This is a genomic window from Herbaspirillum autotrophicum, from assembly GCF_001189915.1.
GTDB classification, from domain to species: Bacteria; Pseudomonadota; Gammaproteobacteria; order Burkholderiales; family Burkholderiaceae_D; genus Herbaspirillum; species Herbaspirillum autotrophicum.
Genome location: NZ_LFLS01000015.1, coordinates 56,508 through 82,618, shown reverse-complemented (window position 1 = coordinate 82,618; position 26,111 = coordinate 56,508). Strand labels below are relative to the sequence as shown.

The 26,111-nt window shown below is 58.5% G+C and carries 32 protein-coding genes; 9 read left to right on the top strand and 23 right to left on the bottom strand.

What is annotated here, in order from left to right:
- Positions 1–439: 439 nt before the first annotated feature.
- On the bottom strand, positions 440–901 hold the full coding sequence (locus AKL27_RS13420) for an Hsp20 family protein (protein ID WP_050463340.1): 462 nt from the start codon (positions 899–901) through the stop codon (positions 440–442).
- A gap of 123 nt (positions 902–1,024) precedes the next feature.
- Entirely contained in the window at positions 1,025–1,867 is an 843-nt protein-coding gene (locus AKL27_RS13415) for a LysR family transcriptional regulator (protein ID WP_198155962.1), read from the bottom strand.
- Between the two features lie 154 nt (positions 1,868–2,021).
- Between AKL27_RS13415 and AKL27_RS13410 the strand changes: the two genes are divergently transcribed.
- Together AKL27_RS13410 and AKL27_RS13405 are read left to right on the top strand one after the other, a co-directional pair.
- Positions 2,022–2,411, top strand: a complete 390-nt coding sequence (locus AKL27_RS13410) for a tautomerase family protein (protein ID WP_050463338.1) — start codon at positions 2,022–2,024, stop codon at positions 2,409–2,411.
- Between the two features lie 53 nt (positions 2,412–2,464).
- Positions 2,465–3,577, top strand: coding sequence for an MBL fold metallo-hydrolase (locus tag AKL27_RS13405; protein ID WP_083439030.1), 1,113 nt, complete (start codon positions 2,465–2,467; stop codon positions 3,575–3,577).
- A gap of 8 nt (positions 3,578–3,585) precedes the next feature.
- On the opposite strand, the gene AKL27_RS13400 is transcribed toward AKL27_RS13405, so the two are convergent.
- From AKL27_RS13400 to AKL27_RS13360, 9 genes are all read right to left on the bottom strand, one after another.
- Complete coding sequence (locus AKL27_RS13400; RefSeq protein WP_050463390.1) at positions 3,586–4,620, bottom strand: M48 family metallopeptidase; 1,035 nt, start codon at positions 4,618–4,620, stop codon at positions 3,586–3,588.
- A gap of 11 nt (positions 4,621–4,631) precedes the next feature.
- The gene (locus tag AKL27_RS13395; RefSeq protein WP_050463337.1) at positions 4,632–5,714 is read right to left on the bottom strand and encodes a YjgN family protein; all 1,083 of its coding nucleotides are present in this window, start codon (positions 5,712–5,714) and stop codon (positions 4,632–4,634) included.
- Between the two features lie 141 nt (positions 5,715–5,855).
- Positions 5,856–6,185 carry a DHCW motif cupin fold protein gene (locus AKL27_RS13390; RefSeq protein WP_050463336.1) on the bottom strand — a complete coding sequence of 110 codons (330 nt, stop codon included), beginning with the start codon at positions 6,183–6,185 and terminating at the stop codon, positions 5,856–5,858.
- Complete coding sequence (locus AKL27_RS13385) at positions 6,185–7,378, bottom strand: aminotransferase-like domain-containing protein (RefSeq protein WP_050463335.1); 1,194 nt, start codon at positions 7,376–7,378, stop codon at positions 6,185–6,187. Before AKL27_RS13385 ends, AKL27_RS13390 begins: the two co-directional genes overlap by 1 nt.
- A 55-nt stretch (positions 7,379–7,433) precedes the next feature.
- Positions 7,434–7,892 (bottom strand): RidA family protein, encoded by a 459-nt coding sequence (locus AKL27_RS13380; RefSeq protein WP_050463334.1) that lies wholly within the window; start codon positions 7,890–7,892, stop codon positions 7,434–7,436.
- Between the two features lie 143 nt (positions 7,893–8,035).
- Positions 8,036–8,905, bottom strand: coding sequence for a DMT family transporter (locus tag AKL27_RS13375; RefSeq protein WP_050463333.1), 870 nt, complete (start codon positions 8,903–8,905; stop codon positions 8,036–8,038).
- A gap of 45 nt (positions 8,906–8,950) precedes the next feature.
- On the bottom strand, positions 8,951–9,541 hold the full coding sequence (locus AKL27_RS13370) for a LysE family translocator (protein ID WP_050463332.1): 591 nt from the start codon (positions 9,539–9,541) through the stop codon (positions 8,951–8,953).
- Position 9,542: 1 nt separating this feature from the next.
- Positions 9,543–9,872, bottom strand: coding sequence for a DUF2917 domain-containing protein (locus AKL27_RS13365; RefSeq protein ID WP_050463331.1), 330 nt, complete (start codon positions 9,870–9,872; stop codon positions 9,543–9,545).
- Positions 9,869–10,879 carry a threonine dehydratase gene (locus AKL27_RS13360; RefSeq protein WP_083439029.1) on the bottom strand — a complete coding sequence of 337 codons (1,011 nt, stop codon included), beginning with the start codon at positions 10,877–10,879 and terminating at the stop codon, positions 9,869–9,871. Before AKL27_RS13360 ends, AKL27_RS13365 begins: the two co-directional genes overlap by 4 nt.
- Before the next feature lie 101 nt (positions 10,880–10,980).
- Between AKL27_RS13360 and AKL27_RS13355 the strand changes: the two genes are divergently transcribed.
- The 5 genes from AKL27_RS13355 (at position 10,981) to AKL27_RS13335 (ending at position 16,209) form a co-directional block, all read left to right on the top strand.
- The gene (locus AKL27_RS13355) at positions 10,981–12,447 is read left to right on the top strand and encodes an aminotransferase-like domain-containing protein (protein ID WP_050463328.1); all 1,467 of its coding nucleotides are present in this window, start codon (positions 10,981–10,983) and stop codon (positions 12,445–12,447) included.
- A gap of 166 nt (positions 12,448–12,613) precedes the next feature.
- Entirely contained in the window at positions 12,614–14,527 is a 1,914-nt protein-coding gene (gene htpG / locus AKL27_RS13350; protein WP_050463327.1) for a molecular chaperone HtpG, read from the top strand.
- 118 nt (positions 14,528–14,645) lie between these two features.
- A complete protein-coding gene (locus tag AKL27_RS13345; RefSeq protein ID WP_050463326.1) occupies positions 14,646–15,032 on the top strand; it encodes a DUF1090 domain-containing protein in 387 nt (128 codons plus the stop codon).
- 59 nt (positions 15,033–15,091) lie between these two features.
- Positions 15,092–15,607, top strand: a complete 516-nt coding sequence (locus AKL27_RS13340; RefSeq protein ID WP_050463389.1) for an FUSC family protein — start codon at positions 15,092–15,094, stop codon at positions 15,605–15,607.
- Complete coding sequence (locus AKL27_RS13335) at positions 15,604–16,209, top strand: GNAT family N-acetyltransferase (RefSeq protein WP_232310984.1); 606 nt, start codon at positions 15,604–15,606, stop codon at positions 16,207–16,209. The genes AKL27_RS13340 and AKL27_RS13335 overlap by 4 nt, the downstream gene beginning before the upstream one ends.
- On the opposite strand, the gene AKL27_RS13330 is transcribed toward AKL27_RS13335, so the two are convergent.
- Together AKL27_RS13330 and AKL27_RS13325 are read right to left on the bottom strand one after the other, a co-directional pair.
- Positions 16,190–16,642 carry an outer membrane lipoprotein gene (locus tag AKL27_RS13330; protein ID WP_050463324.1) on the bottom strand — a complete coding sequence of 151 codons (453 nt, stop codon included), beginning with the start codon at positions 16,640–16,642 and terminating at the stop codon, positions 16,190–16,192. The genes AKL27_RS13335 and AKL27_RS13330 overlap by 20 nt on opposite strands.
- A 152-nt stretch (positions 16,643–16,794) precedes the next feature.
- A complete protein-coding gene (locus AKL27_RS13325; protein ID WP_050463323.1) occupies positions 16,795–17,544 on the bottom strand; it encodes an SDR family oxidoreductase in 750 nt (249 codons plus the stop codon).
- Positions 17,545–17,678: 134 nt separating this feature from the next.
- Between AKL27_RS13325 and AKL27_RS13320 the strand changes: the two genes are divergently transcribed.
- Entirely contained in the window at positions 17,679–18,164 is a 486-nt protein-coding gene (locus tag AKL27_RS13320; RefSeq protein ID WP_050463322.1) for a DNA-deoxyinosine glycosylase, read from the top strand.
- A 70-nt stretch (positions 18,165–18,234) separates the two neighbouring features.
- On the opposite strand, the gene AKL27_RS27750 is transcribed toward AKL27_RS13320, so the two are convergent.
- Genes AKL27_RS27750 through AKL27_RS28640 form a run of 3 tightly spaced genes read right to left on the bottom strand, consistent with a single transcriptional unit; the run spans position 18,235 to position 18,974 of the window.
- The gene (locus AKL27_RS27750) at positions 18,235–18,456 is read right to left on the bottom strand and encodes a hypothetical protein (RefSeq protein WP_157056918.1); all 222 of its coding nucleotides are present in this window, start codon (positions 18,454–18,456) and stop codon (positions 18,235–18,237) included.
- Between the two features lie 25 nt (positions 18,457–18,481).
- Positions 18,482–18,757, bottom strand: a complete 276-nt coding sequence (locus tag AKL27_RS13315; RefSeq protein WP_050463321.1) for a DUF2442 domain-containing protein — start codon at positions 18,755–18,757, stop codon at positions 18,482–18,484.
- Positions 18,729–18,974 (bottom strand): DUF4160 domain-containing protein, encoded by a 246-nt coding sequence (locus AKL27_RS28640; RefSeq protein WP_083439028.1) that lies wholly within the window; start codon positions 18,972–18,974, stop codon positions 18,729–18,731. Before AKL27_RS28640 ends, AKL27_RS13315 begins: the two co-directional genes overlap by 29 nt.
- Positions 18,975–19,268: 294 nt before the next feature.
- Here AKL27_RS28640 and AKL27_RS13310 point away from each other — a divergent pair, with 294 nt between their 5' ends.
- Complete coding sequence (locus tag AKL27_RS13310) at positions 19,269–19,901, top strand: LysE family translocator (protein ID WP_050463388.1); 633 nt, start codon at positions 19,269–19,271, stop codon at positions 19,899–19,901.
- Here the strand turns inward: AKL27_RS13310 and AKL27_RS13305 are convergent.
- From AKL27_RS13305 to AKL27_RS13275, 7 genes are read right to left on the bottom strand one after another with little or no spacing between them, the layout of a single operon-like run.
- Positions 19,898–20,857: an NAD(P)H-dependent flavin oxidoreductase gene (locus AKL27_RS13305; RefSeq protein WP_050463320.1), complete on the bottom strand. Its 960-nt coding sequence runs from the start codon at positions 20,855–20,857 to the stop codon at positions 19,898–19,900. The two genes, AKL27_RS13310 and AKL27_RS13305, sit on opposite strands and share 4 nt — an antisense overlap.
- Positions 20,858–20,871: 14 nt before the next feature.
- On the bottom strand, positions 20,872–21,612 hold the full coding sequence (locus AKL27_RS13300) for an enoyl-CoA hydratase/isomerase family protein (protein WP_050463319.1): 741 nt from the start codon (positions 21,610–21,612) through the stop codon (positions 20,872–20,874).
- Between the two features lie 2 nt (positions 21,613–21,614).
- Positions 21,615–22,085, bottom strand: coding sequence for a MaoC/PaaZ C-terminal domain-containing protein (locus AKL27_RS13295; RefSeq protein ID WP_050463318.1), 471 nt, complete (start codon positions 22,083–22,085; stop codon positions 21,615–21,617).
- Between the two features lie 39 nt (positions 22,086–22,124).
- Entirely contained in the window at positions 22,125–23,720 is a 1,596-nt protein-coding gene (locus AKL27_RS13290) for an AMP-binding protein (RefSeq protein ID WP_083439027.1), read from the bottom strand.
- Between the two features lies 1 nt (position 23,721).
- The gene (locus AKL27_RS13285; RefSeq protein ID WP_050463317.1) at positions 23,722–24,444 is read right to left on the bottom strand and encodes an ABC transporter ATP-binding protein; all 723 of its coding nucleotides are present in this window, start codon (positions 24,442–24,444) and stop codon (positions 23,722–23,724) included.
- Complete coding sequence (locus tag AKL27_RS13280; protein ID WP_083439026.1) at positions 24,441–25,232, bottom strand: ABC transporter ATP-binding protein; 792 nt, start codon at positions 25,230–25,232, stop codon at positions 24,441–24,443. The genes AKL27_RS13285 and AKL27_RS13280 overlap by 4 nt, the downstream gene beginning before the upstream one ends.
- A complete protein-coding gene (locus AKL27_RS13275; protein WP_050463316.1) occupies positions 25,229–26,110 on the bottom strand; it encodes a branched-chain amino acid ABC transporter permease in 882 nt (293 codons plus the stop codon). The genes AKL27_RS13280 and AKL27_RS13275 overlap by 4 nt, the downstream gene beginning before the upstream one ends.
- Between the last annotated feature and the right edge of the window lies 1 nt (position 26,111).

The window sequence follows — 26,111 nt, the reverse complement described above, 5'->3', positions numbered from 1 at the left end:
CGGCTCCGTTCAAGGTGCAGAGTACAGCCACGTTCACGCACGCGGGACTGCACACGGAATTCGCCATACGCAACAACATTGAAAAAAAGGAAAAATAATCCGCGACGAATGTCGCAAGGAAATTGCCGGCCGGTTTGGCGGCGCAGAAAAGTGTCATCGAATTTCACCATAACGTCTTGCACGTGCATGACGGAAGACCGTCACTGCGAAAGACGCAGCACGTGATTGACGCGTTGGTTGACGTTAACGCTTACGTATCGGAACGCATGCTCTGATATCTGCCGGCGATTATATACAGAATTGAAAACGTGTGCAGCGGACTACCCGCATCGCATCATGCGGATGCGACATCCGTGCCGGCTGCGGCAAACAAAAAGCCGCTCAGTCGACGACTGAACGGCTTTCATTTCCGGCACAATCTGCTGCCGGCGAATCAGCATCAGGCAGCGTTGCGCTGCTCCAGACGATGCACATTTTCACCGCTGCCGATATCGATCTTGCGTGGCTTCAGCGCCTCAGGCACTTCACGTACCAGATCGATATTGAGCAGGCCGTTTTCCATCTGTGCGCCGGTCACCTTGATGTGATTGGCGAGCTGGAAGCGCTGCTCGAAATCACGTGCGGCGATACCGCGGTGCAGGAAATTTCCCTGCGTATCTTCCTTCTGTTTGCGACCGGTGATTTTCAGCGAATCATTTTCGGTTTCAATCTCGATTTCAGCGCGGCTGAAGCCGGCGACCGCCATCGAAATGCGGTATTTGTCTTCGCTCACCAGCTCGATGTTGTAAGGCGGATAGCTCGGCTGGGCATCTGCACGTTGCGCGTTGTCGAACATTTGGGCCAGACGGTCAAAGCCGATAGCGGTGCGATAGAGAGGAGAAAAATCGTAAGAAGTACGCATGGAAATATCCTTTAAAAATAAGCGATGGTTTCAGCGGACCTCGCCATTGAGCATCCGCTGGTATGGATATACGTGCGGACTCCGGAATTTCAAGAGTTTATTTTTACGGTCTCGCAATCCGTTTCAGGCGCGCAAGGCAGCAATCAAGGTACGCAAAACCGGTTGCACACGTCCGTCTTTCAGATTGCTATGCAGCATGACCTGCGCCAGCGGCAAGGCCGGCAATTGCATGCTCTTGCCGATATCGATGGCGCCCAGCGGTTTGACTCTGTACAGCAATGCCGATACCGCAAGGCCGGCCAGAATGGCGGCGGCAACCGCGTGCACACCGCCGCCGATGAAGACTTCCGACCACGCGATGCCGGCCTCATCGAGACGCCGCACGGCCAGTTCGCGAATGCCGCATGTGGTCGAAAAAGTCGCCAGCCGCAACGGTTCGCCGGGACGCTGTTGCCAGTGTGGCGCGGCGAACCAGCCCATGCGTTCTTCCATGATCAACTCGCCATCGTCACGCTCGCCGTCACGCCGCACGATTGCCGCATCCAGTTCGCCGCGATCAAACCAGATCAGCACGTCACGCGAACTGGCGATGCGAACTTCAATCACCACACCGGGGTCGCTCGCATTCAGTTGCGCCAGAATCTGCGGCAAGCCGTCACCGGCGACGTGATCACTGATGCCGAGCCGCAAACGCGCCGCGCCCGGTTGCAGATCCTGCAAGGCGCGTTCATGCGCCAGCAACAACGCCCGCGCGGCGTCGAGAAATTGCAAACCGGCCACCGACAACCGGACCTGACGCGGCGTGCGCTCCAGCAAGCGATGTCCGAGCCGTTCTTCCAGCCGCTTGAGTTTGAGGCTGATGGCCGATTGCGTGGTGTGCAAGGCCTCTGCCGCACGCGTAAAGCTTTGCATGTCCGCCACCAGAACGAAAGCCTGGACGGCGTCGAGATCCAGCGGTCGTGTCAGTGTCTGCATGACAACCCAATCATTTTCAATTGATATTACTGAAATATTCAATGATCTATTTTTAAAATGATACAGGCGAATTAAGATAAGTGCATCGGCGTTGGATCAATTCACTTGTCAGCGCCGTCCGCCACCGTTCATCCAGGAGAATCCCATGCCCTTTGCCAGAGTCTTTATCCGTCGCGGCGAAACCGCTGCCTATCACGAAGCCATTCTCGACAATATCTATCTGTCCCTGCGCGAAACCTTTGACGTGCCGGACGAAGACCGCTTCATGGTGATTGACGAATACGATCCGGGTCATTTTTCATTCAGCAAAAGCTATATGAACATTGCCCGCAGCGACAAGTTTGTGTTGATCCAACTGACCGTCAGCAATACCCGGCCGATTGAAAAAAAGAAAGCCCTGTATCGCCGCATCGTCGAACGGCTCGGTGCTGCACCAGGCATCCGGCCGGAAGACATCTTCATCAATCTGGTGGAAGTGCAAAAGGAAAACTGGTCATTTGGTTACGGTGAAGCGCAATATGCAGACCCCGTGTGAAACCGGGCGGCTCCTGATAGCATGGCGGTTGCTCATCACAACCGCCTGCGCCAATGCCACCCACGCCTGCCTCTGCCCCGCCACGCCGCAAACGACTGCGCAAGTTCGCTCTGCTCGCCGCCTTGATTTGCGTTGGCTGCGCCGCGGCCGGCAAATACTACGATCCTGAAAAATCCAACCGGACGGCATCGGGCTTCCGCAACAATTATCCGCAGGAGCCGCGCGCTTCTTTTCTCAAGTGGCAATGGGAACGGATTGCCAGCGGCGTGCCAAAACCGCCGGCCAACAACTATCAATTTCCGATGGCGACGCCCGAAGTGGCCTGGCTGCAAGCCAACCACACGGTGCCCAGCGTAACCTGGATCGGCCATGCCACCGCCTTGCTGCAAATCGGCGGCGTGAATATTCTCACCGATCCCCTATTTTCAGAACGGGCTTCGCCCTTCAGCTTTGTCGGGCCCAAGCGCAAAGTGGCGCCGGGGCTGAGCATGGCGCAATTGCCGCATGTCGATGTAGTGCTGATTTCGCATAATCATTATGACCATCTGGATCAGCCCGGCATCGAGCAACTCAACCGTCAGGCAGGCGGCCCGCCGCTGTTTCTGGTGCCGCTGGGGGTGAAAGATTGGATGACCGGCATCGGCATCGACAGCGCGCAGGTGCGCGAAATGGATTGGTGGGAACAAACTGCGGTCGCGCCGTTGGCGATCCATTTTGTTCCGGCCCAGCACTGGTCGGCACGCAGCCTGACGGATCGTTCGGAAACCTTGTGGGGCGGCTGGGTGGTACAGACCGATGCCACCGCACCCAAGCCGTTTTCAGCATTCTTTGCCGGCGATACCGGCTACTCCAAAGACTTTGCCGATATCGGCAAAAAGTTCGGCAGCTTCGATCTGGCGCTGATCCCGATTGGCGCCTACGCGCCGCGCTGGTTCATGCAAGGCCAGCACGTCGACCCGGCGCAGGCGGTAAAAATCCATCAGGATGTCCACGCCAAACGCTCGATCGGGATTCACTGGGGGGTGTTTGAACTGGCCGATGAACCGCTCGACGAACCGCCGGTGCTTCTGGCCGAGGAAGTCAACAAGGCCGGCTTGCCCGCCAATGAATTTACCGTGCTCAAGCATGGTGAAACCCTGAAGCTGGCGGCGCCGGCCGGCTCCTGAAACAGCGCTCAGGGTGCCTGCAAGATGCGCTGCACGCGCTCGGCACTGCTCGGATGGCTGGACAGATAGGCCGCCATTCCTGCAGCGCCGCCGGCCTTGTCCGTCTCTTTGCCGTCCTCGCGCTTGCCGCCTGATTCGTGGCCGCCCAGCTTCTCGAATACCGACGCCAGTGCTGCGCGACTCATGCCATTGGCCTTGAACATGGCAATCGCATAATCGTCCGCCTCGCGCTCGGCATCGCGCGAATATTTCATGTCCAGCAGTACCGTCGGGATATTCGCAATCACCGCCGAGACATCGCCGAACAATACCGTGGCAGCGGCACCGATGGCCGAGCTTTGTATCAGCCGGCGCATCAGATGACGCTCATGCAAATGTCCCAGTTCGTGCGCCAGCACGCCCATGATGGCGTCGTCATCCTGCAGCAGCAACACGATTTCATCGGTCAGCACGATATCGCCGGAAGGCAAGGCGAAGGCATTCGGGCCGATCTTGCTGTGACGGAACAGAATCTGGTACTGAGGCCATTGCTCAGGCGGCGACGTCAATGCCCGGAAACGCCGGATCAAGGCTTCGCGTCGCGCTGCCGGCAATTTGGTCGGTGCCAGCATGTGGCGGTCGAGAAACTCCAGCGTACCCTGCCCGATCTGGCGATCGACCGCGACCGGCAAGGACTTGGCGATCAGATTGGCGGCCGCCGGCAACAGATAGATGTAGCCCAGCACCACGACTGCCACCAATGCCGCCAGCGCGGCCAGCGTGGCGCGCCAGTTTTGCTGAATCCGCACCACCAGCGAATCGCGGTGGCGGGTGGCGGCCAACAAGTCATTGAAGGCCGGATTATCCTGCACCTCAAGATAGGCGCCATCCGGAAACGTCACCTTGCGCGCGGCCCGGTTCAAGCGCTCCGATACCCGCAACTGCCCGATCGGACACTGGCGGTCGATATCACCGGTCAGGTAGGCGGTGTCATCTTCGACGGTCAGGAACACCGCATATTTGCGCGATGTCTTGCCGTCGAAATAGAACGCCGGAATCGTCATCGTGGCAACGCTCACAGCGACATGTCGAAGTCCAGCAAATCTGCCATGCCTTCGCTGGTAGCCGAGCCGTGCGCTTCAGCATCTGCCACGAATTCATCCAGATTGCTGGCCGGCAGCAGCGTCATCGATTCGATCCGGTAACGCATGGAGCGAATTTGTGCGAACGGGGTAAACAAACCCAGTGTGCAAATGATGGCGAGAATATTGGTAAAGGTGATGAACATCATCCGGCCCCAACGCATCTGGCTGGTGAAACGATGTTCGCCGAGACGGGTGTGATTCCAGATCAGGTTTTGCAACAAGGTGAGGAACAAGGGATACATCAGGAACAACCACGCGTAGATCACGAAGCCCATCAGTATCAGCGAAAATACCAGGCCGGCAGTAGCGCTTGCGATACCGCCGTGGGCCAGCACCGTCAGGGTACTGCCAAAACCGAACAGGATCACGACCAGCCCGGCAATGCAAATTCCCAGACCGAGCAGATAGGTTTTATAAAAACTGCCGACTGATCCGTCGAACGAAAAATGGGTGCTGCCGAAGCGGGCTTCGCTGTGCTGGAAACGCTTGATGCGCTGATGCGTGAAGGGCGTCAGAAAATACAGCGTCAGCACGGTCAAAACCGGCAGCAGCAAATACACCACATAAGCAGTTTTGGCATTGCCCTTGAAACCGAAGCGAATACCGCGATAGCTGGAGTTGTACATCTTGAATTGCAAGCTGCGCCAGATCAGCCACGGAATCGCAACCGCGAAGGCAACCATGACGATAAACCCGACCAGCGCATTGACCTGAAAGGCAAAGTTGTAAGCCACCAACAGCACCACGGCAATGATGCGGCCTTTGAGGATCGCGACCGGATTGCCGTGATAGTCGAAACTGGTGCCGGCGACGGCGGTATTGCTGTAGAAGTAGCGCAGGCGGCGTACCTTGGCCCAGGCCGAATAGATACCGAGCGTGATGATCGACAACAACAGATTGACGATCCAGATCCGGAAATATTCCGAACCACGACCGCTGAAAGTGAATGCTTGTGAAGGGGAAACTGCGAGGGGGCTGGCGTCTTGCTGGCCGAACTCAAATGCACTGGTCATAACTGCCCCGAAAAAAGTTGGATTGAATGGCGAGAGAATCGCCGGCCTTCCTCATGACTTGCTGAAGCGGCACTATTCTGCACTATTTTCGGGAGCCTGTTACAAATTTCTGCAGTGCACTATTTGGCAAATGGCGATGTACTAATCAACAATAAACAAACGCGCACCGGCCACGGTTGATGAACGATGCGCTTCGGCGTTATCTGCCACCTGATAACTCATGCCAGGCCGCAAGGTAAATTTGCGGCCGTCGTCGAGTTCGGTTTCCAGTTCGCCTTCCAGGCACAGCAAGACATGGCCTTTGCTGCACCAGTGGTCGGCCAGATAGCCCGGCGTGTACTCCACCATCCGCACCCGGATCGGGCCGAACTGGCAAGTACGCCACCAGGCGGTACCGGTGATGCCGGCATGTTCGGTACGTTCGACCTGATTCCAGTCGGTGGTACCGAACGGCAGATTGCTGATTTCCATTACAGCTTGGCTGCAATCAGCTGGCCAAGACGCTCAATGCCGGCGCGGATCTTTTCCGGTGGCACGGTCACGAAACTGAGGCGCAGCGTATTGTTTTCCGGCGCGTTGGCAAAGAATGGCGCACCCGGCACGAATGCCACCAGTTGCTCTACGGCTTCGGCCAGCAAGGCAGTGCTGTCGATATGCGACGGCAGCGTGACCCAGATGAACATGCCGCCTTCCGGCTTGGTCCAGCTGCAACCGGCCGGGAAGTAGGTGGTCAGCGCATCCAGCATGGCCTGGCACTGATCGCCGTACAGCTTGCGGATGGTCGGGATGTGCGAGGTCAGGAACCCGTCCTTGACCGCTTCGTAGACCACCATTTGCGTCAGTTGCGCGGTGTGCAGATCGGCGGCCTGCTTGGCTTGTTCCAGTTTCTGGATCAGCGGAATCGGCGCCACCACATAGCCCAGACGAATGCCCGGTGTCAGTACCTTGGAGAACGATCCCATGTAAATCACGCCGCCCGGATTCATGTTGAGCATCTTCGGCAACGGATCGTTGCGATAACTCAGCGCACCGTACGGGTCATCTTCGATCAGCGGCAAACCCAGACGGGCACAGGTATCGACCAGCGCCTGCCGGCGTTCCACCGACAAGGTGCGACCGGTCGGGTTCTGGAAATTCGGCAGCGAATACAGCAAGCGCGCGCCCTGCCCCAGGGTGGCAACCGCTTCCGGCAACAAGCCGCCTTCATCGCTCGGGATCGATACAAAATCCGGACCGTACAGCGAAAATGCCTGCAACGCTCCCAGGTAGCTCGGGGTTTCCACCAACACCTTGCTGCCTTCGTCGATCAATACCTTGCCCAGCAGATCCAGCCCCTGCTGCGAACCGGACACCATCAATACCTGCTCCGGCACAATCCGCGCGTCCGCGGTCGACAGCGAATCCGCGACCCAGGCGCGCAACGGTGCATAGCCATCGGTCGGCCCGTATTGCAGTGCGACCTTGCCCTGCTGTGACAAGACCTTGTCGTAGGCCGCGCGCAGGTGCTCTACCGGAAATGTCGCCGGGGATGGCAGGCCACCGGCGAAGGAAGTGATTTCCGGACGCATGGTGACCTTGAGGATTTCGCGAATGGCAGAGCTTTGCAGCTGCTGCGAGCGTTGCGAGAAATTCCACTGGATCGGATTAGGATGTTCGTTTTTCATGGGGAGCAGGCAAAAATAGGGAGCGACAGGCAAACCTGTTGCTGAAAAAAATGCATTATGCGATTTCGGCAATCATTTCGATTTCGACGCAAGCGCCCATCGGAATTTGTGCCACGCCGAAAGCCGAGCGGGCATGCTTGCCTTGTTCGCCAAACAATTCGCCGATCAGTTCGGAGGCGCCGTTGGTCACCAGATGCTGTTCGGTAAAGTCGCCGGTCGAATTGACCAGGCTCATCAGCTTGACGATGCGCTTGACCCGGGTCAGGTCGCCACCACAAGCTGCCTGCAATGTTGCCAGCAAATCAATGGCGACTGCACGGGCAGCCAGTTTGCCTTCTTCGGTGGTGATGTTCTTGCCGAACTGTCCCACCCAGACCTTGCCATCTTTCTTGGCCAGATGGCCGGACAGAAATACCGTGTTGCCGGCTTGTGCGGACATGACATACGCAGCAGCAGGAGCAGCAACGGCAGGCAATTCGATGTTCAGGGCTTTCAGCTTTTCATAGACGGACATGGGACATTCCTTGGCTTGGTGCCCGGCGGAGAAGTCCCGCAAGGCAACGGATTAATCGATGAATCATCAACGTAACGCGCAATTATCTCAAAATATCGGCTTCTCTGACGGGAAACTGCGGATCTGGCCGGATTGACGCCGGCTCAGCGCCGCACCGCCATCTTCCGGCCCACCGCCACGACCGCGATAACGGCGGCGGCAAACAACAGGTTATCGGCTTCCAGCTTCTCGCCGACGATCACTGCCGCGGCCAGCAAACTCATGAAAGGTTGCAACAATTGCACCTGACCGACCCGCGCAATGCCGCCCAGCGCCAATCCCTTATACCAAAAGAAAAATCCGATGAACATCGAAAACAGTGACACATAGGCAAATGCGGCCCATGCCTGCGGCGATGCGGTGATGCCATCGCGCCAGCCGAGCCAGACCGACAACGGCAACAGCACCGGCAGCGACAACACCAGCGCCCAGCAAATGACTTGCTGCCCGCCCATGGTTTGCGACAAGCGACCGCCCTCGGCATACCCCATGGCAGCGGCAATTACCGCCGCAAACAGCGCAAAGTCGGCCAGATGAAAACTGCCGCCGCCCTGCCGCAGCGCAAACGCCACCACAATCCCGCTGCCGACCAGCGCCGCAATCCAGAATCCGAGCGAAGGCCGTTCGCTGAAACGCAAAGCCGCAAACAAGGCGGTCGCCAACGGCAACACACCCAGTACTACCGCCCCATGCGAGGCCGGCACTTGTTGCATGGCAATCGAGGAAAACAGCGGAAAGCCGACCACCACGCCCAGCGCCGTGATCACCAGGCCCTTGAACTGAGCGGCGGTAGGACGCGGTGCTTTCAGATACCACAACATGCCGAGCGCGCAAATTGCAGCGACCACGGCGCGGCCAAAGGCGACAAAGGCCGGGCTGAATTCGGCCACGGCGATTCGGGTAAACGGCAAGGTCAGACTGAATACGGCAACGCCCACCAGTCCCAGCCACATTCCCTTTGATTCGTTATGCATGCTCTGCCTTGTTGTCGTTATTGTTGATTTTTTTGATTGAGTGCATCAGAGCCAGATCGCCAGCGCCGAATAGACCGTCAGCGCCACCATCACTACCGTGAAGACGCGACGCCAGAACACCTGCGTCAATTGCCGGCGCAGCACTGCGCCGCCCCACGCCCAGACGCTGACACAAGGCAGGTTGATGGCGCAAAACACCAGGCAGTAAATGGCAATCGCCAGCCACACCGGTTGCACCAGCGGCAAAAAGGCGGAAGCGCCGGTAATCGCCATCACCCAGGCTTTCGGATTGGCAAACTGGAATGCCGCCGCGGCCCAGAACGAGACCGGTCGCGCACTGTCGTCCTCAGACTGGCTGAAGCGCATGCCGCACAATTTCCACGCCAGATACAACAGGTAACCGGAACCGAGTACCTTGAGCACCACATGAATCGACGGCACCGCCATCACCAGACTGCCGATACCGGCCGCGCAAATCGCCAGCAGGACGCCAAAGCCGACAGTGATGCCGAGCATGTGCGGAATTGAGCGCATGAAGCCGAACCAGATGCCGGACGATGTCAGCATGATATTGTTCGGCCCCGGCGTGATGGAGGAAACGAAGGCGAACGCCGCCAGCGGCAACAAGGCTTCCATCTCAGCAGCCCGCGCGCTGCGGCTTGCGCCACCATTGACGGCACATGCCGGCCAGTTGCACCGACCACGACGGCCGCCGCGCCAGCATGGCGACCGACAGCGGCGTCATGCGCACTTCACTGTCGCGCGTGGCTTCCAGCACGATCAGGCAGCCCGGCAAGGCAATCATGTCATCACCGGCAGCCAGCCAGAAATCTTCGGCCAGCCCTTCCTGCGTGACCCACACCCGGCCACTGTGAACCCGCAACATGCAGACTTCATCCAGGCGCGCGACGCGTACTGCGTTGGCGCTGAACCGGACTGCCCGGCCATCGGCTGACAGGTGATTCATGCTCTCCGCCTTTCCTGATTGTCTGCTGCGGCATCCTGATCCGGCCGCGCCAATATTTGCATGAACATATCGTGATCGACATTGCCGCCGGACAGCGTGACGCCGACCTTGAGACCCTGCAACCGCGCGCGGATCTGCAGCGCCGCCGCCAGTGCCGCCGCCCCTGCGCCTTCGGCGACGTTATGGGTGGCGGTGAAATACAACTTCATGGCAGCCGCCACTTCATCGTCGCTGACCGCCAGCACTTCATCCACATGCGCTTGCATGATGGCCAGCGAATCGCTGTCCGGGGCGCGGCACGCCATGCCATCGGCAAGCACGGTAGTGACCGGCGACTCAACCCGGCTGCCGCTGTCGAACGACAACTTGTAAGCCAGCGCATGGGCCGATACCACGCCGATAATTCGGGTCCGCAAACCGAGCGCATTGCGCGCCGCGACTGCGGCACACACCCCCGAGCCTTGACCGACCGGCACCAGCAACACATCCAGATCAGGCTGGGCGCGCAGCAATTCCATCCAGGCGGTCGCCACACCGCTCACCAGATCGCGGTGAAACGAGGGAATCATGTGCAGATCATCACGCGCTGACAACAGCGCGGCATGTTCACGGCTTTCCTGAAATTCGTTGCCGTGCTCGATCAGCGTCACGCCGAGCGCGCGCATGGCGGCATTTTTTTCCCGGCTATTGCCGCGTGGCACCACGATGGTGGCGGCCAGTCCGTGACGGCGCGCCGCCAGCCCGACCGATTGTCCGTGATTGCCGCGCGTGGCCGAGATCACGCCGCGCAAATGCGGCTGATTGGTGCGCAATGCCTGCAGATACACCAGCCCGCCGCGAATCTTGAAGGCCGAGGTCGGCGTATGATTTTCATGCTTGACCCACAATTCGGTGCCGAGCGCCTGATTCAGCAGCGGCCAGGAATACTGCGGCGTGGCCGGCATGGCGGCGTACACGGTAGTGGCGGCAGCATCGATTTCGCTCAGGGTCGGCAACAGTGTTGTCATCTCGGTCTCGCAATGTTTTAAAAGATGTCTTATCCTAATCGACATAGCCTGTACAGTACCAGTACACTTCATCAAATAGTTACTCTCTTTGTCACGGTAATATGACCAATACAGCCAGCGCCGCCATACCGGATACCGTCCTGCAGCCGCCCCTGTTGTCACGCGAAAGCGGCGATTCGCTAGTGGATCAGATCGTGCGCACGATTCAGTCTCGCATTGACGACAAGTTATTGCGTACCGGTACACGCATGCAGTCAATTCGACAATTCGCCGACCAGCATGGGGTTTCCCGCTTTACCGTGGTGGAAGCGTATGACCGGCTGGTAGCCAAGGGTTTTCTGGAATCGCGACGCGGCTCCGGCTTTTATGTGCGGGAACAATCGCCGGTTGCAGTGGCCGCCGGAGCCGGCGCGACGCGTACAGATGAGCATGCGGCGCAGCAACTGGATGTGGTCTGGCTGATCCGCAACATGTTCCGCCAGATGCCCTCGCAAAAAATGCCGGGCGGCGGCCTGCTGCCGGCGGACTGGCTCGATGGCGACCTGATCGCTCAAGGCTTGCGCGCCATCGGTCGCCAGAATCAGGCGCTGGTCACCTATGGCACCCCGCAAGGCTTTCTGCCATTACGTCACCAGTTGCAACTGAAGCTGGCCGAACTGGAAATTTCAGCGTCGCCGGAACAAATCCTGATGACCTCCGGCGTCACCCAGGCACTGGATATCGTGGCACGCCATTTCCTGCGGCCGGGCGATGTGATTTTCGTTGATGATCCGGCCTGGTTTCTGATGTTCGGCTCGTTCGCCGCGCTCGGCGCCAAGGTGGTCGGCATCCCGCGTCTGGCCGATGGCCCGGATATCGCCAAACTGGCCGAACTGGCGGCACTGCACAAGCCGCGCCTGTATGTCATCAACTCGGTGCTGCACAATCCGACCTCGACTTCGCTGTCGGCGGCCAAGGCGTTCCAGATCTTGCGCATGGCGGAAGAACACGACTTCATGATTGTCGAAGACGATATCTATTGCGATATGCATCCCGGTCATCCCGGCTCCGGGGGGCAAGGTGCGACCCGCATTGCGGCGCTGGACCAGTTGCACCGGGTGATTTATCTGAGCGGTTTTTCCAAGACGCTGTCGGCCAATCTGCGGGTCGGCTTCATTGCTGCCGACCCGGAACTGGTGCGCCATCTGGCCGACCGCAAGATGCTGTCGACCCTCACCACCAGCGAAATCGGCGAGCGCGTGGTTTACAAAATATTGTCAGAAGGGCATTATCGCAAGCACGCCGAGCGCTTGCGCAACCGCCTTACCAGCGTGCGCGACAAGACCATCCGGCAACTGGAGCGGATCGGGCTGCATACCGGCACCGCTACCGCCAGCGGCATGTTTGTCTGGGCCGATGCCGGTCGCGACACCAACGTCATGACGGAAAAAGCCATGGAGCAAGGATTTCTGCTGGCCCCCGGCAGCCTGTTTTCGCCCAACCAGTTACCGTCCACCAAAATGCGCCTGAACGTCGCCAGCATGGCCGATCCCGGCATCTGGCGTTTTCTGGAACAGGAATTGCGCTAACCGGACGGTACTGGCCAGCCAGCAATTTTTTGGAGCCGGCCGGTTGAAATCTTCATAAGCAGCCGCATTTTCCCTACAATACGCGCTCGGCAGCGGGTCGAAACCGGTTCGGTCAGATCCGGCACGAGCAGACATGAATTCATTTTTTTAGATCGAAGAGGCAAACATGGCAGCATCCGAAAAGCAAACCCTGGGCTTTCAGGCCGAAGTGAAGCAACTGTTGCAACTGATGATTCACTCCTTGTACTCGAACAAGGAAATTTTCCTGCGCGAACTGATCTCCAACGCTTCTGACGCCGCCGACAAGCTGCGCTTCGAAGCAATCAACAACAGCGCCCTGTTCGAGAACGATCCGGAACTGAAGATCAAGGTCAGCTTTGACAAGGCGGCGCGCACCATCACGATTTCCGACAACGGTATCGGCATGAGCCGTGATGAAGCGATTTCCCATCTGGGCACCATCGCCAAGTCCGGTACCAAGGAATTCTTTTCGCGCCTGTCCGGCGACCAGCAAAAGGATGCCGCACTGATCGGTCAGTTCGGCGTCGGCTTCTACTCCGGCTTCATCATCGCCGACCGCATCACGGTCGAAACCCGCCGTGCCGGTGCGCCAGCCAACGAAGGCGTGCGCTGGGAATCGGAAGGCGCCGGCGAATTCTCGGTGGAAGCCATCGACAAACCGAACCGCGGCACCGACATCATCCTGCATCTGCGCGAAGGCGAAGATGAGTATCTGTCGGCATGGCAATTGAAGTCCGTGATCCGCAAGTATTCGGACCACATCTCGCTGCCGATCCTGATGCAAAAGGAAGAGTGGGACGAAGAGAAAAAAGAAACCGTCACCCGGGACGAACTGGAAACGGTAAATCAGGCCAGCGCCCTGTGGACCCGCAGCAAGTCCGACATCACGCCGGAACAGTACGAAGAATTCTACAAGCACATCTCGCATGACTTCGGCGCGCCGCTGGCCTACACCCACAACCGAGTGGAAGGTCGCAGCGAATACACGCAACTGCTTTACATCCCGGCCCGTGCACCGTTCGACATGTGGGACCGCAACAAGCGCGGCGGCATCAAGCTGTACGTCAAGCGCGTGTTCATCATGGACGACGCAGAACAACTGATGCCGGTCTACCTGCGCTTCGTCAAGGGCGTGATCGATTCGGCTGATCTGCCACTCAACGTATCGCGTGAAATTCTGCAGGAGTCGCGCGACGTCAAGGCGATCCGCGAAGGTTCGACCAAGCGCGTGCTGAGCCTGCTGGAAGAATTGGCCAACAGCGACGATCAGGCGCAAAAAGACAAGTACGCCGGTTTCTGGAACGAGTTCGGTCAGGCCCTCAAGGAAGGTATCGGTGAAGATGCCGCCAACAAGGATCGTCTCGCCAAGCTGCTGCGCTTCGCCTCGACCCATAACGACGACGATGCCCAAAACGTATCGTTCGCCGATTACGTGGCACGCATGAAGGAAGGCCAGGACAAGATTTATTACGTCACCGGTGAAACCCATCACGCTGCCCGCAACAGTCCGCATCTGGAAATCTTCCGTAAAAAGGGTGTGGAAGTGTTGTTGCTGAGTGACCGCGTCGATGAATGGATGCTGTCGTTCCTGCAGGATTTCGACGGCAAGGAACTGGCCTCGGTCGCCAAGGGCGGACTTGATCTGGGTCAGCTGGAAAACGAAGCCGAAAAGAAACAGCACGAAGAAACCGAGACCCGCTTCAAGGAACTGGTCGAGAAGATGAAGACTTCACTGGGCGACAAGGCCAAGGAAGTCCGCGTCACCTTCCGTCTGACGGATTCGCCGGCTTGTCTGGTGGCAGATGAAAACGAACTGTCCGGCAATCTGGTGCGCATGCTCAAGGCGGCCGGTCAGAATGCGCCGGAAGCACGGCCGATTCTGGAAATCAATCCGGACCATCCGCTGGTGCAACGCCTGCAATATGAAGAAGCCCGTTTTGACGACTGGGCCCATATCCTGTTCGATCAGGCCTTGCTGGCCGAAGGTGGCGCCTTGACCGATCCATCCGGTTTCGTCAAACGCCTCAACGGCATGCTGCTGGGCATGGCCAGCAAGTAACAGCACCATCCGCGTCATGCGCTGCGGCGGCCTGCGGGCCGCCGCAGTCGTTTCCGGCATTGCCCGATCACCGCATCTGCCTGTACAGTAGAGGCGTCACCTTTTTCCGGAGCAGCCCATGAAGACCCCGATCAGACTGACCGTATCCGCCCTGCTGTGCGCCCTGCCCTTGTGCTCGCTGGCCGCAGCACCGCCGGGCAGTTGCGAGGCCAAACGCGAAGAAGTGCAGCAACGCCTGGAACAGGCGCGTGCGCATAACAACAGCGCGCAAGAGGCCAAACTCAAGATTGCCCTGCGCCAGATCGAACAGCATTGCACCGACGCCGGCTTGCAGCGCGAACGCGAAGCAGAAATCAAAAAACTGGAAGCCAGGGTCGAACGGCGCAAAGCCGACCTGAAAGAGGCCGAGGCCGATGGCCGGCGCAAGAAAATCACGCGTCAGCAAAAGAAACTGGACGAAGCCGAAGCGGAACTGCAGCAAGCCCGGGACGCGTTGCCCAAGTAAGTTAAAAAATGAATGGCATTGGCGCTGCCTCCGGCACGCCAATGTTCATGCTGAAAGCCATGGAACTCAACTTCATCAATCCGCGCAAGAATGCACTGGTCTATCTGATCAAGATCCTGTCCGGATCGCTGATCCTGTGGTTCGGCTTGCGCGCACTGGGAATGCCGGAACCCTACTGGGCCATGATTTCACTGATCATCGTGACCGAACCCGACATGACGGTGGCCAAGGCCAACTTCAGAGCACGCCTGATCAATACCATTTCCGGCTGCATCATTGCCTGTATGTCACTGGTATTGTTTGGCGCCACCTTTCACGCCATGCTGATCGCGTTGACGGTAGCGGTACTGGTTGCCATGCTGTGGCAAAACTATCCCAGCAACTGGCGTCTTGGCCCGGCCACGGTCGTGATCCTGATGTCCGCAGCCTTTGCCGGCGGCGGTCTGCATCAGGAATTGCACCTGGCACTGGTACGGGTCGGCGAAGTAATTGCCGGCAGCACGGTAGCTTTGCTGCAAACCGTGGTCTACATCAAGGCGCTGAAATGGTTTCAGCACGAAGAGAGTCCGCCTTGAACGGTGAACTGCGGACGCCGCGTACCCGGCTGCGGGCATGGCGCGCCAGCGATATGGCGGCACTGGCGGCGATGAATGCCGATGCCGAAGTCATGCAGCACTTTCCCGCCACCCTCACTGCCACGCAAAGTGCTGAGCTGGCCGAACGCATACAGGATCATTTCGCGCGCGAAGGCTGCGGTCTGTGGGTTCTGGAGATCCCTGGCGTGATGGAGTTTGCCGGATTTGTCGGTTTGCTGCGCGTGTCGTTTGCCGCGCCATTCACGCCGGCAACGGAAATCGGCTGGCGGCTGGTGCGTGCAGCATGGGGCCACGGCTATGCCAGCGAAGCAGCGCAAGCGGCACTGGGTTACGCTTTCAATATGGAACAACTGGAGGAAGTGGTGTCGTTCACGGTGCCTGACAATCACCGTTCACAAGCCGTGATGCAACGAATCGGCATGCATTGCGACCGCAGCGAAGACTTTGATCACCCCAGACTGGCGCCCGGGCATCCGCTGCAACGACATGTACTGTATCGCATCCGCCGGGCCGAATGGCTGGCCCGTGCCGATGCGAACCGGCTCACTGATATCAGTGATATTAGTGAGTTACGCGGGTAGTACGACCCGAAGACAACAGACGCACACGTTCGCCGACGCGGAATGCTTCATCGGCATCTTGCGTAATCGCGCGCAGTTCGCCGTTATCCAGACGTACCGTGATTTCCAGGCCAGGACGATTGCTGACGTTGGATTCGATCTGATTACCGGCCACGCCGCCGATCAGGGCGCCGACAATACCGGCTGCCAGAGCGCCGTTACCGCCACCGATAGCCGAACCGGCTGCAATCCCGCCCAGTGCACCGCCGGCGATAGTGCCGACGCCGCTGGCGCCTTTATCGATGGTCACGTTACGGACCGACTCGACCACGCCCATGCGCACGGTCTGTTCGCCCTGTGCCTGACGGGTGTTGTACACGCTGGCCGAATTCGGTGTCACGGCACAACCGGCCAGAACGCTGATGGAAGCCACTACTAAAATCAATTTTTTCATACTTGAACTCCGACGATAGGAATGCCCGCTGCCGGGCATGAGCTTGTTGCACAAGCATTGCAAACAGAGCGTATTTTAATACAGACGCGGCAACCGCCCCTGAATACGCTCCGAATGTCCGTCGCCGGCCCGCCGGGGCGGTTCAGCAGGGATCAGCGGCCGCCGGAGACGTCGATAAAAGTACCGGTAGCGTAAGACGCTTCATCCGACAACAACCACATGATGGCATTGCCGACTTCTTCCGCCGTACCGCCGCGCTTCATCGGCACCGCGTTCTTGAGACGGTCGACCCGGCCGGCTTCGCCGCCGCTGGCGTGAATGTCGGTGTAGATCAGACCCGGCCGCACGGCATTGACGCGAATGCCCTCCTCGGCCACTTCCTTGGCCAGGCCGATCGTGAAGGCATCGATGGCACCCTTGGACGCCGCATAATCGACATACTCACTCGGACCACCGAGCTTGGCCGCCATCGACGACAGATTGACAATCGATCCGCCCTTGCCGCCATGCCGCGTCGACATGCGGCGTACCGCTTCCCGCGCGCACAACAAGCTGCCGGTCACATTGGTAATCAACACCCGGTTGATGCGCTCGGCCGTCATCTCATCCACCCGAATCTGATGCTCCAGAATACCGGCGTTATTGACCAATGCAGTCAGCGGACCGAGTTCCTTGTCGACGGTCGCAAACAAGCGCACGATATCGGTTTCCGATGCCATGTCCGCAGCCACGGCAATCGCCCGGCCACCGGCCTTGACGATGCCGTCCGCCACCGCGTCGGCGGCACCGCGATTGGAAACGTAATTGATACAGACGGCGTAGCCGCGCGCAGCCGCCAGTTGCGCGGTAGCCGCGCCGATACCGCGACTGCCGCCGGTGACGACAATGATTTTTTCAGTCATGCTGTTTTATCCTTATGGTTTGGTCTCTGCAAACACGGGCCCGACGGCCGGCGCCGAATAGTGTAGCCTTAATCGCCGGGACGTGCAGCCGGCCCGGCACCGGCATTTCACAGACTCAACAACACCGCTATCGCATGCAACGCAAATCCAGTTTTCCACCAGTCGTCGACGCCAACATCCACACCCTGATTCTCGGCAGCCTGCCGGGCGAACGTTCGCTGGCGCAAAGTCAGTATTACGCCAATCCGCAAAACGCTTTCTGGAAATTATTATCTGAAGTGGTCAGCGAAGATTTGCGCGCGCTGGAGTACGAAGCGCGACTGCAAGCCGTGCTTGTACACGGAATCGGATTGTGGGATGTGGTGGCTGAAGCGCAGCGCGAAGGCAGTCTCGACAGCAAGATTCTCAATCACGCCAGCAACGACCTCACAGGCTTGATCGACACGCTGCCGACACTGACGACGATTGCGTTCAACGGCGGCACTGCGGCGCGCATCGGATTGAAGGCATTGAAGGAACGCGCGGAACAATACCGGATCGTGCTGCTGCCATCGAGCAGTCCGGCGCATACGATGGCGTATGCAAAAAAACTGGACGCGTGGATAGGATTGAAACGCTGAGCGTTCGTGTATGAACTGGAAAATCTGCAGGGTGAAAAATCAGCCGCCAGATTCCTGCCACCGGGGCGCGCTACTGGCGGAAGAAAATGATATCCAGAAATGAGCCCGAGAAGCCGCCGTTGAAAATGAGGTACTGGATGGCTTGCCCGAACAGGATGATGACGAGCAATACAAGCAAGAGCTTCAGGCAAAAGAGAATTTTTTCGATCATGACCGCGAGTGTATGAGGATCATGAAATTCTCGCCATAAAAACCGCACGGCAAGTCGCGGTTCAATCAGCGAGGCGGACAAGTAATGCCCGATCGGGTCGAAAACTTCAGTGCGCAGGATGTTGACAGCCGGCGGCAGGGGCGCCGCGCAGCAAACCTTCGGAACTCAGGTCTTCATCAATGTCGGGCCAGTGGATGCCATAACCTGCGCCGGCGATGGTCCAGTGCCGGCGCTGTTCCGGCGTAGCCTTTGCCAGACGCGGGTACCAGCTCAAAGGAACGGTTATTTCACGGCCGTCCATCAGGGCCACCGAGAGTTGGGCGTCATCGATTGCCACCGACTTTACCCGGGTATCACTGTTTGTCAGGGCCGAACCAGTCATGCCATGCCTCCACAAGAAATCGCCGGTGCCTGCGGACCAGCTGTAACAACATACCAAGCTCATGCACCGAAAACCCGACGTTGCAGGCAAGTGCAACATGCTCAGTCCAGAATTTGGCTGACGCATTGTCGCGATCAATGTGAATGTGCGGCGGCTCATTCGGCTCATGGCTGTAAAAGTACAAGCGGTAAGGACCTGAACGCAGAATCGTCGGCATGATCGGGACTTTTGCAAGTATAGCGGATTAAAAACGCTTGACTTGTTTCCAAGGAGAAAGTTTCAACAAAAACAACAAACAGTGAAAATCAATGACCATAACGGATAAGCCTTATCCCCGACATCAGGCAATGCCAGGGACCAGACAGATGCATACCCGCCTTTTGCCGTCAAAGTGCAGCATAATAAACATCCATTGCCTGCAACTGATGCAGCCTCACCGCCACCGCTGGCGAGTACAACCGTCACCTGACCTGCCCACGCCGATATGGAAATACCACTGTTCGCTCATGCCTTGAATATCACCACGCTGGCGGTCTTTGCCCTGGTTGCCTTCGTCACCATTGTGACGCCCGGTCCGACGGTATTGCTGGCGCTGGCCAATGGTGCACGCTACGGCGTGCGGCGCTCGGTGCCCGGGATGTTCGGCGCGGTGATGTCGGATTTTGTATTGGTCGGTTCGGTAGCGCTCGGGTTGGGTGCCTTGCTGGCAGCATCGGAATTCTGGTTCAGCGTGGTCAAATGGGTCGGCGCTGCCTATCTTGCCTGGCTCGGCATCAAGCTGTTGCGTTCGCGCGGCGGACTTGATCTGACGCCAACCTCCGCCGATCAAGGCGAAGCCGCGCCGCGCCGGATTTTCGCCAAATCATTTCTGGTGGCGGTCACCAATCCCAAAGGCTATTTGTTTTGCTCTGCCTTGCTGCCGCAGTTCATCAATGCCGGCCAGCCGCAATGGCCGCAATACGTCGCCATCGGTCTCGTATTCGCCAGTATGGACTTCGCCGTGATGCTGGGCTATGCGCTGATCGGCGCGCGTGCCGTCAGTTTGCTGCGACAGCGCGCCGTGCTGTGGCTGGATCGCTCTTGCGGCGCGGTGTTGCTGATGCTGGCTGGATCGCTGGCGTTCTATCGTCGCAGCACCAGTTAAGCCGACACCGGCGGCAAGAAGTTTTGCCGCGCCGTGCGATATTCCTGTTTCAGACGTGCCACGATATCTGCTGCCGGCAAAATAGCGTCGATGTTGCCGGCGCCCTGCCCGCATCCCCAGATTTCTTTCCATTTTTTCGGCTTGGCGAAATTCACGTCGGCCGCATCATGCACCGGCAAATTGTCCGGATCAAGCCCGCTGGCGCGGATGCTCGGCTTCAGATAATTGCCACTGACACCGGAAAAATACGGCGTATACAAAATATCGGCAGCACTGGAATCGACCACCATCTGCTTGTAACCGGCGACGGCTGAAGCTTCCTCGGAAGCGATGAAGCGCGTCCCCATGTAGGCCAACTGACAACCCAATACCTGTGCCGCCAGAATCCCGTTACCGCTGGTAATCGCACCGGCCAGCACCAGCAAGCCATCGTAAAACGCCCGCACTTCGGATACCAGCGCAAACGGACTCAGCGCACCGCTGTGCCCGCCGGCGCCGGCGCACACCAGAATCAAACCATCGACACCGGCCGCCAAGGCCTTTTTGGCATGCCGGACGGTGGTCACGTCGTGCAGCACGATGCCGCCATAGGCATGCACTTGCTCGACTACCGCATCGGGACTGTGCAAGGAAGTGATGATGACCGGCACCCGATGCCGGATACAGGTATCGAGATCGTCTTGCAGACGCGGATTGGACTGGTGCACGATCAGATTCACTGCATACGGTGCAATCACCCGCTGCGGATCGGCCGCCCGGCAGGCGGCCAGCCCCTGTTCGATGGTCGTCAGCCACTCATCCAGCAATTCCTGCGGCCGGGCATTGAGTGCCGGGAACGCGCCGACGATACCGGCACAGCATTGAGCAATCACCAGCGCCGGATTGGAAACCAGAAACATCGGCGAAGCAATCACCGGCAATGCCAGTTGTTGTGGCAAATTACAGACTTGCGTCATGACTCATCCATTGATCATTTTTTACGAAAAGCGGCAATCCGCTGCTGCATATCCGGTCCCTTGCCGGCATTGCGGAATACCTCGTGCGCCAGTCCGGCTGCCAGCGGCAAGCCATCGGTCTCGCGCAACAGATGTTTGTTGGCGCGATGGCTGAACCACGATCCGCTCAGCAGATCGCGCACCGTGCGTTCGATTTCGGCATCGAACTGCGCATCGGCCACACAAAAATTCGCCAGCCCCATGGCATGGGCTTCGGCCCCCGAATAGGTCCGCCCCAGCAACATCATTTCTGCCGCCCTGGACAAACCGACCCGCCGCGGCAAGCGCTGGCTCATGCCCCACAACGGCGTCAATGCCCACTTGGCATGCGTATCGGCAAAGCGTGCCGACTCTGCCGCAATGATCAGATCGCCAGCCAGCGCCAGTTCCAGCGCGCCGGTATAGCAATGTCCATGCACCGCCGTGATCACCGGTTGCGGCAAATCAGCCAGGCTTTCAATCACGCGCGCCTGCAAATGCGGCACCGGCAAAGGCTGACCGGCAGCCAAGTCATGCAAATCATTGCCGGCGGAAAAACATTTACCGGCGCCACGCAATACCACCGCCCCGATATGCTCCGTATCTGCAGCTATGCACAGGACATGCGCCTGCAATTCCAGAAACATTTGCACCGACAAGGCGTTCATCTTGTCCGGGCGATTCAGCGTCAGGGTCGCCAGCCCCTGCGCCACTTGCATGGTGACCGTTTCCGTCATGCTTATGCCTCGTTTTGCGCTTGCGCGCCGCTCTTGGTCAATACCAGCACATCGCTTTCGCCTTCCTGCACCACCACGCCGTGTTGATTGATCAGACGGAACAAGCGGCCAAGCTTGCCGCTGCGCCCGCTCTTGCCGGGCTCCACTGAGGTAATGCGCAATTCCAGATGAATGGTGTCGCCGACCAGCAATGGCGCCAGAAAATTCCAGTTGCGGAAACCCAGCATGGCAATCACCGATTTTTCGAAAATGCCAAGCTCATGCAACATGCCGGTGCTGACCGCGATACCCAACACGCCGTGCACTACCCGTTCGCCGTAACGGGTCTTCTTCGCAAATTCAACGTTGCAGTGAATCGGATTCCAGTCGCCTGAAATCATGGAAAAGAAAGTCAGATCGGCTTCGGTGATGGTTCTGCCGCTGCTTTCAAACAACTGGTCAACTGCAAAGTCTTCAAGGTAATACGATGCCATGCGGTGTGCTCCTGAAAAATGAATACGTGCGTTTCAACATCAGGCTTCGGCAGCCAGACGCTCGATCGCCATTTCGCGCAGCTTGGCGCGCTGGATCTTGTTGCCGTTGGAACTTTGCGTGGTCGGGAATTTATCCACCGTCCAGATATGCGCCGGGACCTTGAATGCGGCCAAGGTGGTCGCCGTCGCCGCGATCAGCTGCCGCTCATCCAGTTGCTGTCCCGGCAGGGCAATCGCGAAGGCCACGGCCCGCGTCTGCCGCGCGATATCGACCGCCACCACTTGCACATCGGCGACGCCCGGCTGGGCTTTCAGGGCATCTTCGATTTCCACCGGGCTGACCAGATAACCGGCCAGACGAATTGCGTCGCCCTGCCGGGTCTGATATACAAAACTGCCGTCTTCGCGCAAGAAGCCGACGTCGCCGGTACGGAAGAAACCTTCAGCATCGATTGCCTTGGCGGTGGCTTCCGGATTATTCAGATAGCCGATGAAATTGGTAGCGGCGCGAATTTCCACCGTGCCGCTGCCGCCGGCCGGCAAGATTTCACCGGAGTCGATATCGCGAATGCGAATTTCGGCATCCTTGCTGGCCGGCATGCCGCCGCCTTCAATCCGATCGGTTACCGGCAAGTGTTGCTGCTGCAAGGAGAACAAGGCATTGACTTCACTCGATCCGTACAAGCCGGTCATCGGAATACGGCGGCTCCAGGCCTGTTTGCCAAACTCGACCACACCCGGATGGAAAGTTGCAAATCCAAACACGCGTGCCGAGGGGAACGGATCGTGACCTTCCACGTTTTCGATAATGCGGCGGAACATTTCATCGCTGCCGAACACATGCGTGACCTGATGACGATTGATCAGTTGCGCCGCCGTCGGGCCATCAAAGGTATCCATCAGCACCACCGGTTGGCCGGCGGCAAACGTGGCGAAGGCAGAACTGAAACCGAACACGCCGCAAAACGGCAGCGCCGCCAGCAGACGTGCGCCGGCTTCCTCGAAACCATAGGCCCTGGCGACATTCTGGCTATGCAAAGTGACCGTGCGCTGCGGATGCATCACTAGTTTGGGGCCGCTGGTGGTGCCGGAGGTAGTGAACAGAATACTGAGCGCATCGGCGACAGCGGCTGCCGGCGCCGTAGCGGGCGCCGGCGTCTGCATATCAAAGGCGACCGTCGGTTTGCCGAGAATCTCGGCCGGCAAGCGGCCATCGCCGTCCACCACTGCCACCCGTTCGACGCTGGCCGCAGCAGCATGACTGACATCCCGCAACACTGCCGGAAAATCGATCTTGCGGAAGTTCAGCTGCAATATCAGCATCTTGGCCCGGGATCGCTCCAGAATGTATTCCACTTCATGCGAGCGATAACGGGTATTGACCGTCATCATGGCGGCGCCGATATGCGCCAGCCCGAAATACAGCGCCATCCATTCGATGCGATTGACCAGCCAGACCGCCACGATATCGCCCTCGCCGATGCCCTGCCGCTGCAGCCAGCCCACCGTATTGCGCACCATGCCATCGAATTCGCGATAACTGATCTCCCGCTCATCGTCGATAAAAGCGATGGCGTCGCCATGCAACGCCACATTGCGGGCCAGCAGTGCCGGCATGTCCGATAAGATGCTCATTTCAATACAGCTCCATAAGTTTGGCGTTATCACTCAATTCTTCCGGTACCGCTTCGCGGATAATCGCACCCGATTTCATGACCACGACACGGTCGGATATCTTGAGCGCTTCCTTGACGTTCTGCTCCACCAGCAAAATCGCCATGCCGGAATCCTTTTGCAACTGCCGTATCGGCTGCAGCAAATCCTGAAACAGCTTGGGTGCAAGGCCAATCGATGGTTCGTCCATCAACAGGCAACGCGGCCGGCTCAGCAGCGCACGACCAATCGACACCATTTGCTGCTGGCCGCCCGACAAGGTACCGGCGCGACGCTGATAAAACTGGCCCAGCGCCGGCAATACCGTCATTACCCAGGCCAGACGGTCGGCCCGTTCTTCGGCGGCGACGCCGGCCGACCACAAACCGAGCTTCATGGTTTCCGCCACCGTCAGTCCCGGAAAAATGCCGCGTCCTTCCGGCACCAGCGAAATGCCGGCAGCGGTCAATGCGCGCGGTTCCAGCATGTTCATTGGCTTGTCATCCAGCAGCACTTCACCGCGCTGGCGTCGTACCAGGCCAAACAAGGTTTTCAGCAGCGTCGACTTGCCAGCGCCGTTATGACCAATCAGACACAGCACTTCCGCCGGCCGCAAATCGAAATCAAAGTTCGACAATACCGGTCGCCCGCCATAACCGACTTCCAGCCCGCGTGTTCTCAATATGGTAGTTGGCGTTTGGTTCATGCTGCTTGCTCCCCGAAATAAATTGCCGCCAGATGCGGGTCCTTGAGCACCGTGGCCGGATCGCCATCGGCCAGCAGTTTGCCCTGATCGAGAAATGCAATGCGGTCGGAAATGCCGATCACGATATCGAGATTGTGTTCGATGATGCATACCGTCACGCCCTGTCGCACTTCGCTGCGCAACAGTTCCAGAAACAATTCATACGAGCCGCGATCCAGACCCGACGCGGGTTCATCCAGCAACCAGATTTTGGAATCGGTTGCCATGATGCGCGCCATGCTCAGGAATTTGCGTTCGGCATACGCCAGATCAATCGCGCGCGTCTTGGCCTTGTCGGCCAATTTGGTCCGTTCCAGAATATGTCTTACTTTTTCCAGCCGCGCCTGTCGCGCGGCACGGCCGCCGGCTTGCCAGATCCATGAACTCGGCTCCATCACCGTCAGTACGTTTTCTTCTACTGTCATGTGGTTGAACAGACGCAAATCCTGAAAAGTGCGGGCGATCCCGAGGCGGCCAATCTGATAGTGCGACTTGCCGACGATCGATTGTCCTTTCCACAGGATGTCGCCGGATTCCGGTACCAGATGGCCGGTAATCAGATTGAACAAGGTGGTCTTGCCGGCGCCGTTCGGTCCCACCAGCGTGGTCACGATACCGGCGCGCAGATCCAGCGATACATTATTGGTCACCTTGAGGCCACCGAATGCCTTGTTGAGATTGCTGATGCGCAGCAATACCTCTTGCTCCGGGGCTGCCTGCTGCGGTTGCAGACTGGGATCGCGCATCATGCCTTGCTCCTTTTGGCCGGGCCGACAATGCCACCCGGACGATAAATCATCAATAACACCATGGCGATGCCGTAAGCGATCTGCTGAATCGCGCCGATCTCGGTTTGCGGCAAAAACCACATATAGCTGAACAGACTCGGCAGCAACATCAGCAACACGGTGCCGACGATAGGACCAAGCAAGGTGCCGGTGCCGCCAATGATGACCATGGCCATCAGCAACACCGAAGTATCCAGCATGAAGCTCTCGACATTGATGAAGCCGAGGTAGAACGCATACAAGGCCCCGGCTACCGCTGCCAGCGCGGAAGAAATCACCACTGACAGCGTCTTGATCGCCGCTACATTCTTGCCGAACGCGTGGGCCGCAGATTCACTGTCGCGGATTGCCTTCAGATTGCGGCCAAAACTGGAACGCAGCAAGGTACTGGTGATCAGCAGCACCGGTATCAGGCAAGCCAGCGTCAGCAACAGGAACTGCACCGGATCGGTCACCGCATAGCCAAACAGCTCCGCCGGCGGAATGCCGATCACACCGCCCAGCCCGCCGGTCACCGACTTCCATTCGGAAAACACGGTCACCCCCAGCACCTGCAAACCGAGCGAAGCCGCGACGAAGTACTCACCGCGCACGCGCAGTGCCGGCAACGCCAGTACCAGTGACAGCAAGCCCGCCACCACCATCGCTACCGGTACCGCCAAAAACAGAGAGGCACTGAAGTGCACCGCGAAATAGGCGGCCGTATATGCACCGACACCAAAGAAGATCGCATGCGCAATCGAAAAAATCCCGGCATAGCCCATGATGAAGTTGAGCGTGATCGCCAAAATCGCGTTGATGCAGATCAGCGTCACCAGATTGAGTAAATAAGCAAACATG

Coding starts and splice junctions, on each gene's coding strand:
- AKL27_RS13420 (WP_050463340.1), bottom strand. CDS start 901: ATGCGTACTTCTTACGATTTTTCTCCTCTCTATCGCACCGCTATCGGC.
- AKL27_RS13410 (WP_050463338.1), top strand. CDS start 2,022: ATGCCCTTTGCCAGAGTCTTTATCCGTCGCGGCGAAACCGCTGCCTAT.
- AKL27_RS13405 (WP_083439030.1), top strand. CDS start 2,465: ATGCCACCCACGCCTGCCTCTGCCCCGCCACGCCGCAAACGACTGCGC.
- AKL27_RS13400 (WP_050463390.1), bottom strand. CDS start 4,620: ATGACGATTCCGGCGTTCTATTTCGACGGCAAGACATCGCGCAAATAT.
- AKL27_RS13395 (WP_050463337.1), bottom strand. CDS start 5,714: ATGACCAGTGCATTTGAGTTCGGCCAGCAAGACGCCAGCCCCCTCGCA.
- AKL27_RS13390 (WP_050463336.1), bottom strand. CDS start 6,185: ATGGAAATCAGCAATCTGCCGTTCGGTACCACCGACTGGAATCAGGTC.
- AKL27_RS13385 (WP_050463335.1), bottom strand. CDS start 7,378: ATGAAAAACGAACATCCTAATCCGATCCAGTGGAATTTCTCGCAACGC.
- AKL27_RS13380 (WP_050463334.1), bottom strand. CDS start 7,892: ATGTCCGTCTATGAAAAGCTGAAAGCCCTGAACATCGAATTGCCTGCC.
- AKL27_RS13375 (WP_050463333.1), bottom strand. CDS start 8,905: ATGCATAACGAATCAAAGGGAATGTGGCTGGGACTGGTGGGCGTTGCC.
- AKL27_RS13370 (WP_050463332.1), bottom strand. CDS start 9,541: ATGGAAGCCTTGTTGCCGCTGGCGGCGTTCGCCTTCGTTTCCTCCATC.
- AKL27_RS13365 (WP_050463331.1), bottom strand. CDS start 9,872: ATGAATCACCTGTCAGCCGATGGCCGGGCAGTCCGGTTCAGCGCCAAC.
- AKL27_RS13360 (WP_083439029.1), bottom strand. CDS start 10,879: ATGACAACACTGTTGCCGACCCTGAGCGAAATCGATGCTGCCGCCACT.
- AKL27_RS13355 (WP_050463328.1), top strand. CDS start 10,981: ATGACCAATACAGCCAGCGCCGCCATACCGGATACCGTCCTGCAGCCG.
- htpG (WP_050463327.1), top strand. CDS start 12,614: ATGGCAGCATCCGAAAAGCAAACCCTGGGCTTTCAGGCCGAAGTGAAG.
- AKL27_RS13345 (WP_050463326.1), top strand. CDS start 14,646: ATGAAGACCCCGATCAGACTGACCGTATCCGCCCTGCTGTGCGCCCTG.
- AKL27_RS13340 (WP_050463389.1), top strand. CDS start 15,092: ATGGAACTCAACTTCATCAATCCGCGCAAGAATGCACTGGTCTATCTG.
- AKL27_RS13330 (WP_050463324.1), bottom strand. CDS start 16,642: ATGAAAAAATTGATTTTAGTAGTGGCTTCCATCAGCGTTCTGGCCGGT.
- AKL27_RS13325 (WP_050463323.1), bottom strand. CDS start 17,544: ATGACTGAAAAAATCATTGTCGTCACCGGCGGCAGTCGCGGTATCGGC.
- AKL27_RS13320 (WP_050463322.1), top strand. CDS start 17,679: ATGCAACGCAAATCCAGTTTTCCACCAGTCGTCGACGCCAACATCCAC.
- AKL27_RS13315 (WP_050463321.1), bottom strand. CDS start 18,757: ATGACTGGTTCGGCCCTGACAAACAGTGATACCCGGGTAAAGTCGGTG.
- AKL27_RS28640 (WP_083439028.1), bottom strand. CDS start 18,974: ATGCCGACGATTCTGCGTTCAGGTCCTTACCGCTTGTACTTTTACAGC.
- AKL27_RS13305 (WP_050463320.1), bottom strand. CDS start 20,857: ATGACGCAAGTCTGTAATTTGCCACAACAACTGGCATTGCCGGTGATT.
- AKL27_RS13300 (WP_050463319.1), bottom strand. CDS start 21,612: ATGACGGAAACGGTCACCATGCAAGTGGCGCAGGGGCTGGCGACCCTG.
- AKL27_RS13295 (WP_050463318.1), bottom strand. CDS start 22,085: ATGGCATCGTATTACCTTGAAGACTTTGCAGTTGACCAGTTGTTTGAA.
- AKL27_RS13290 (WP_083439027.1), bottom strand. CDS start 23,720: ATGAGCATCTTATCGGACATGCCGGCACTGCTGGCCCGCAATGTGGCG.
- AKL27_RS13285 (WP_050463317.1), bottom strand. CDS start 24,444: ATGAACCAAACGCCAACTACCATATTGAGAACACGCGGGCTGGAAGTC.
- AKL27_RS13280 (WP_083439026.1), bottom strand. CDS start 25,232: ATGATGCGCGATCCCAGTCTGCAACCGCAGCAGGCAGCCCCGGAGCAA.
- AKL27_RS13275 (WP_050463316.1), bottom strand. CDS start 26,110: ATGTTTGCTTATTTACTCAATCTGGTGACGCTGATCTGCATCAACGCG.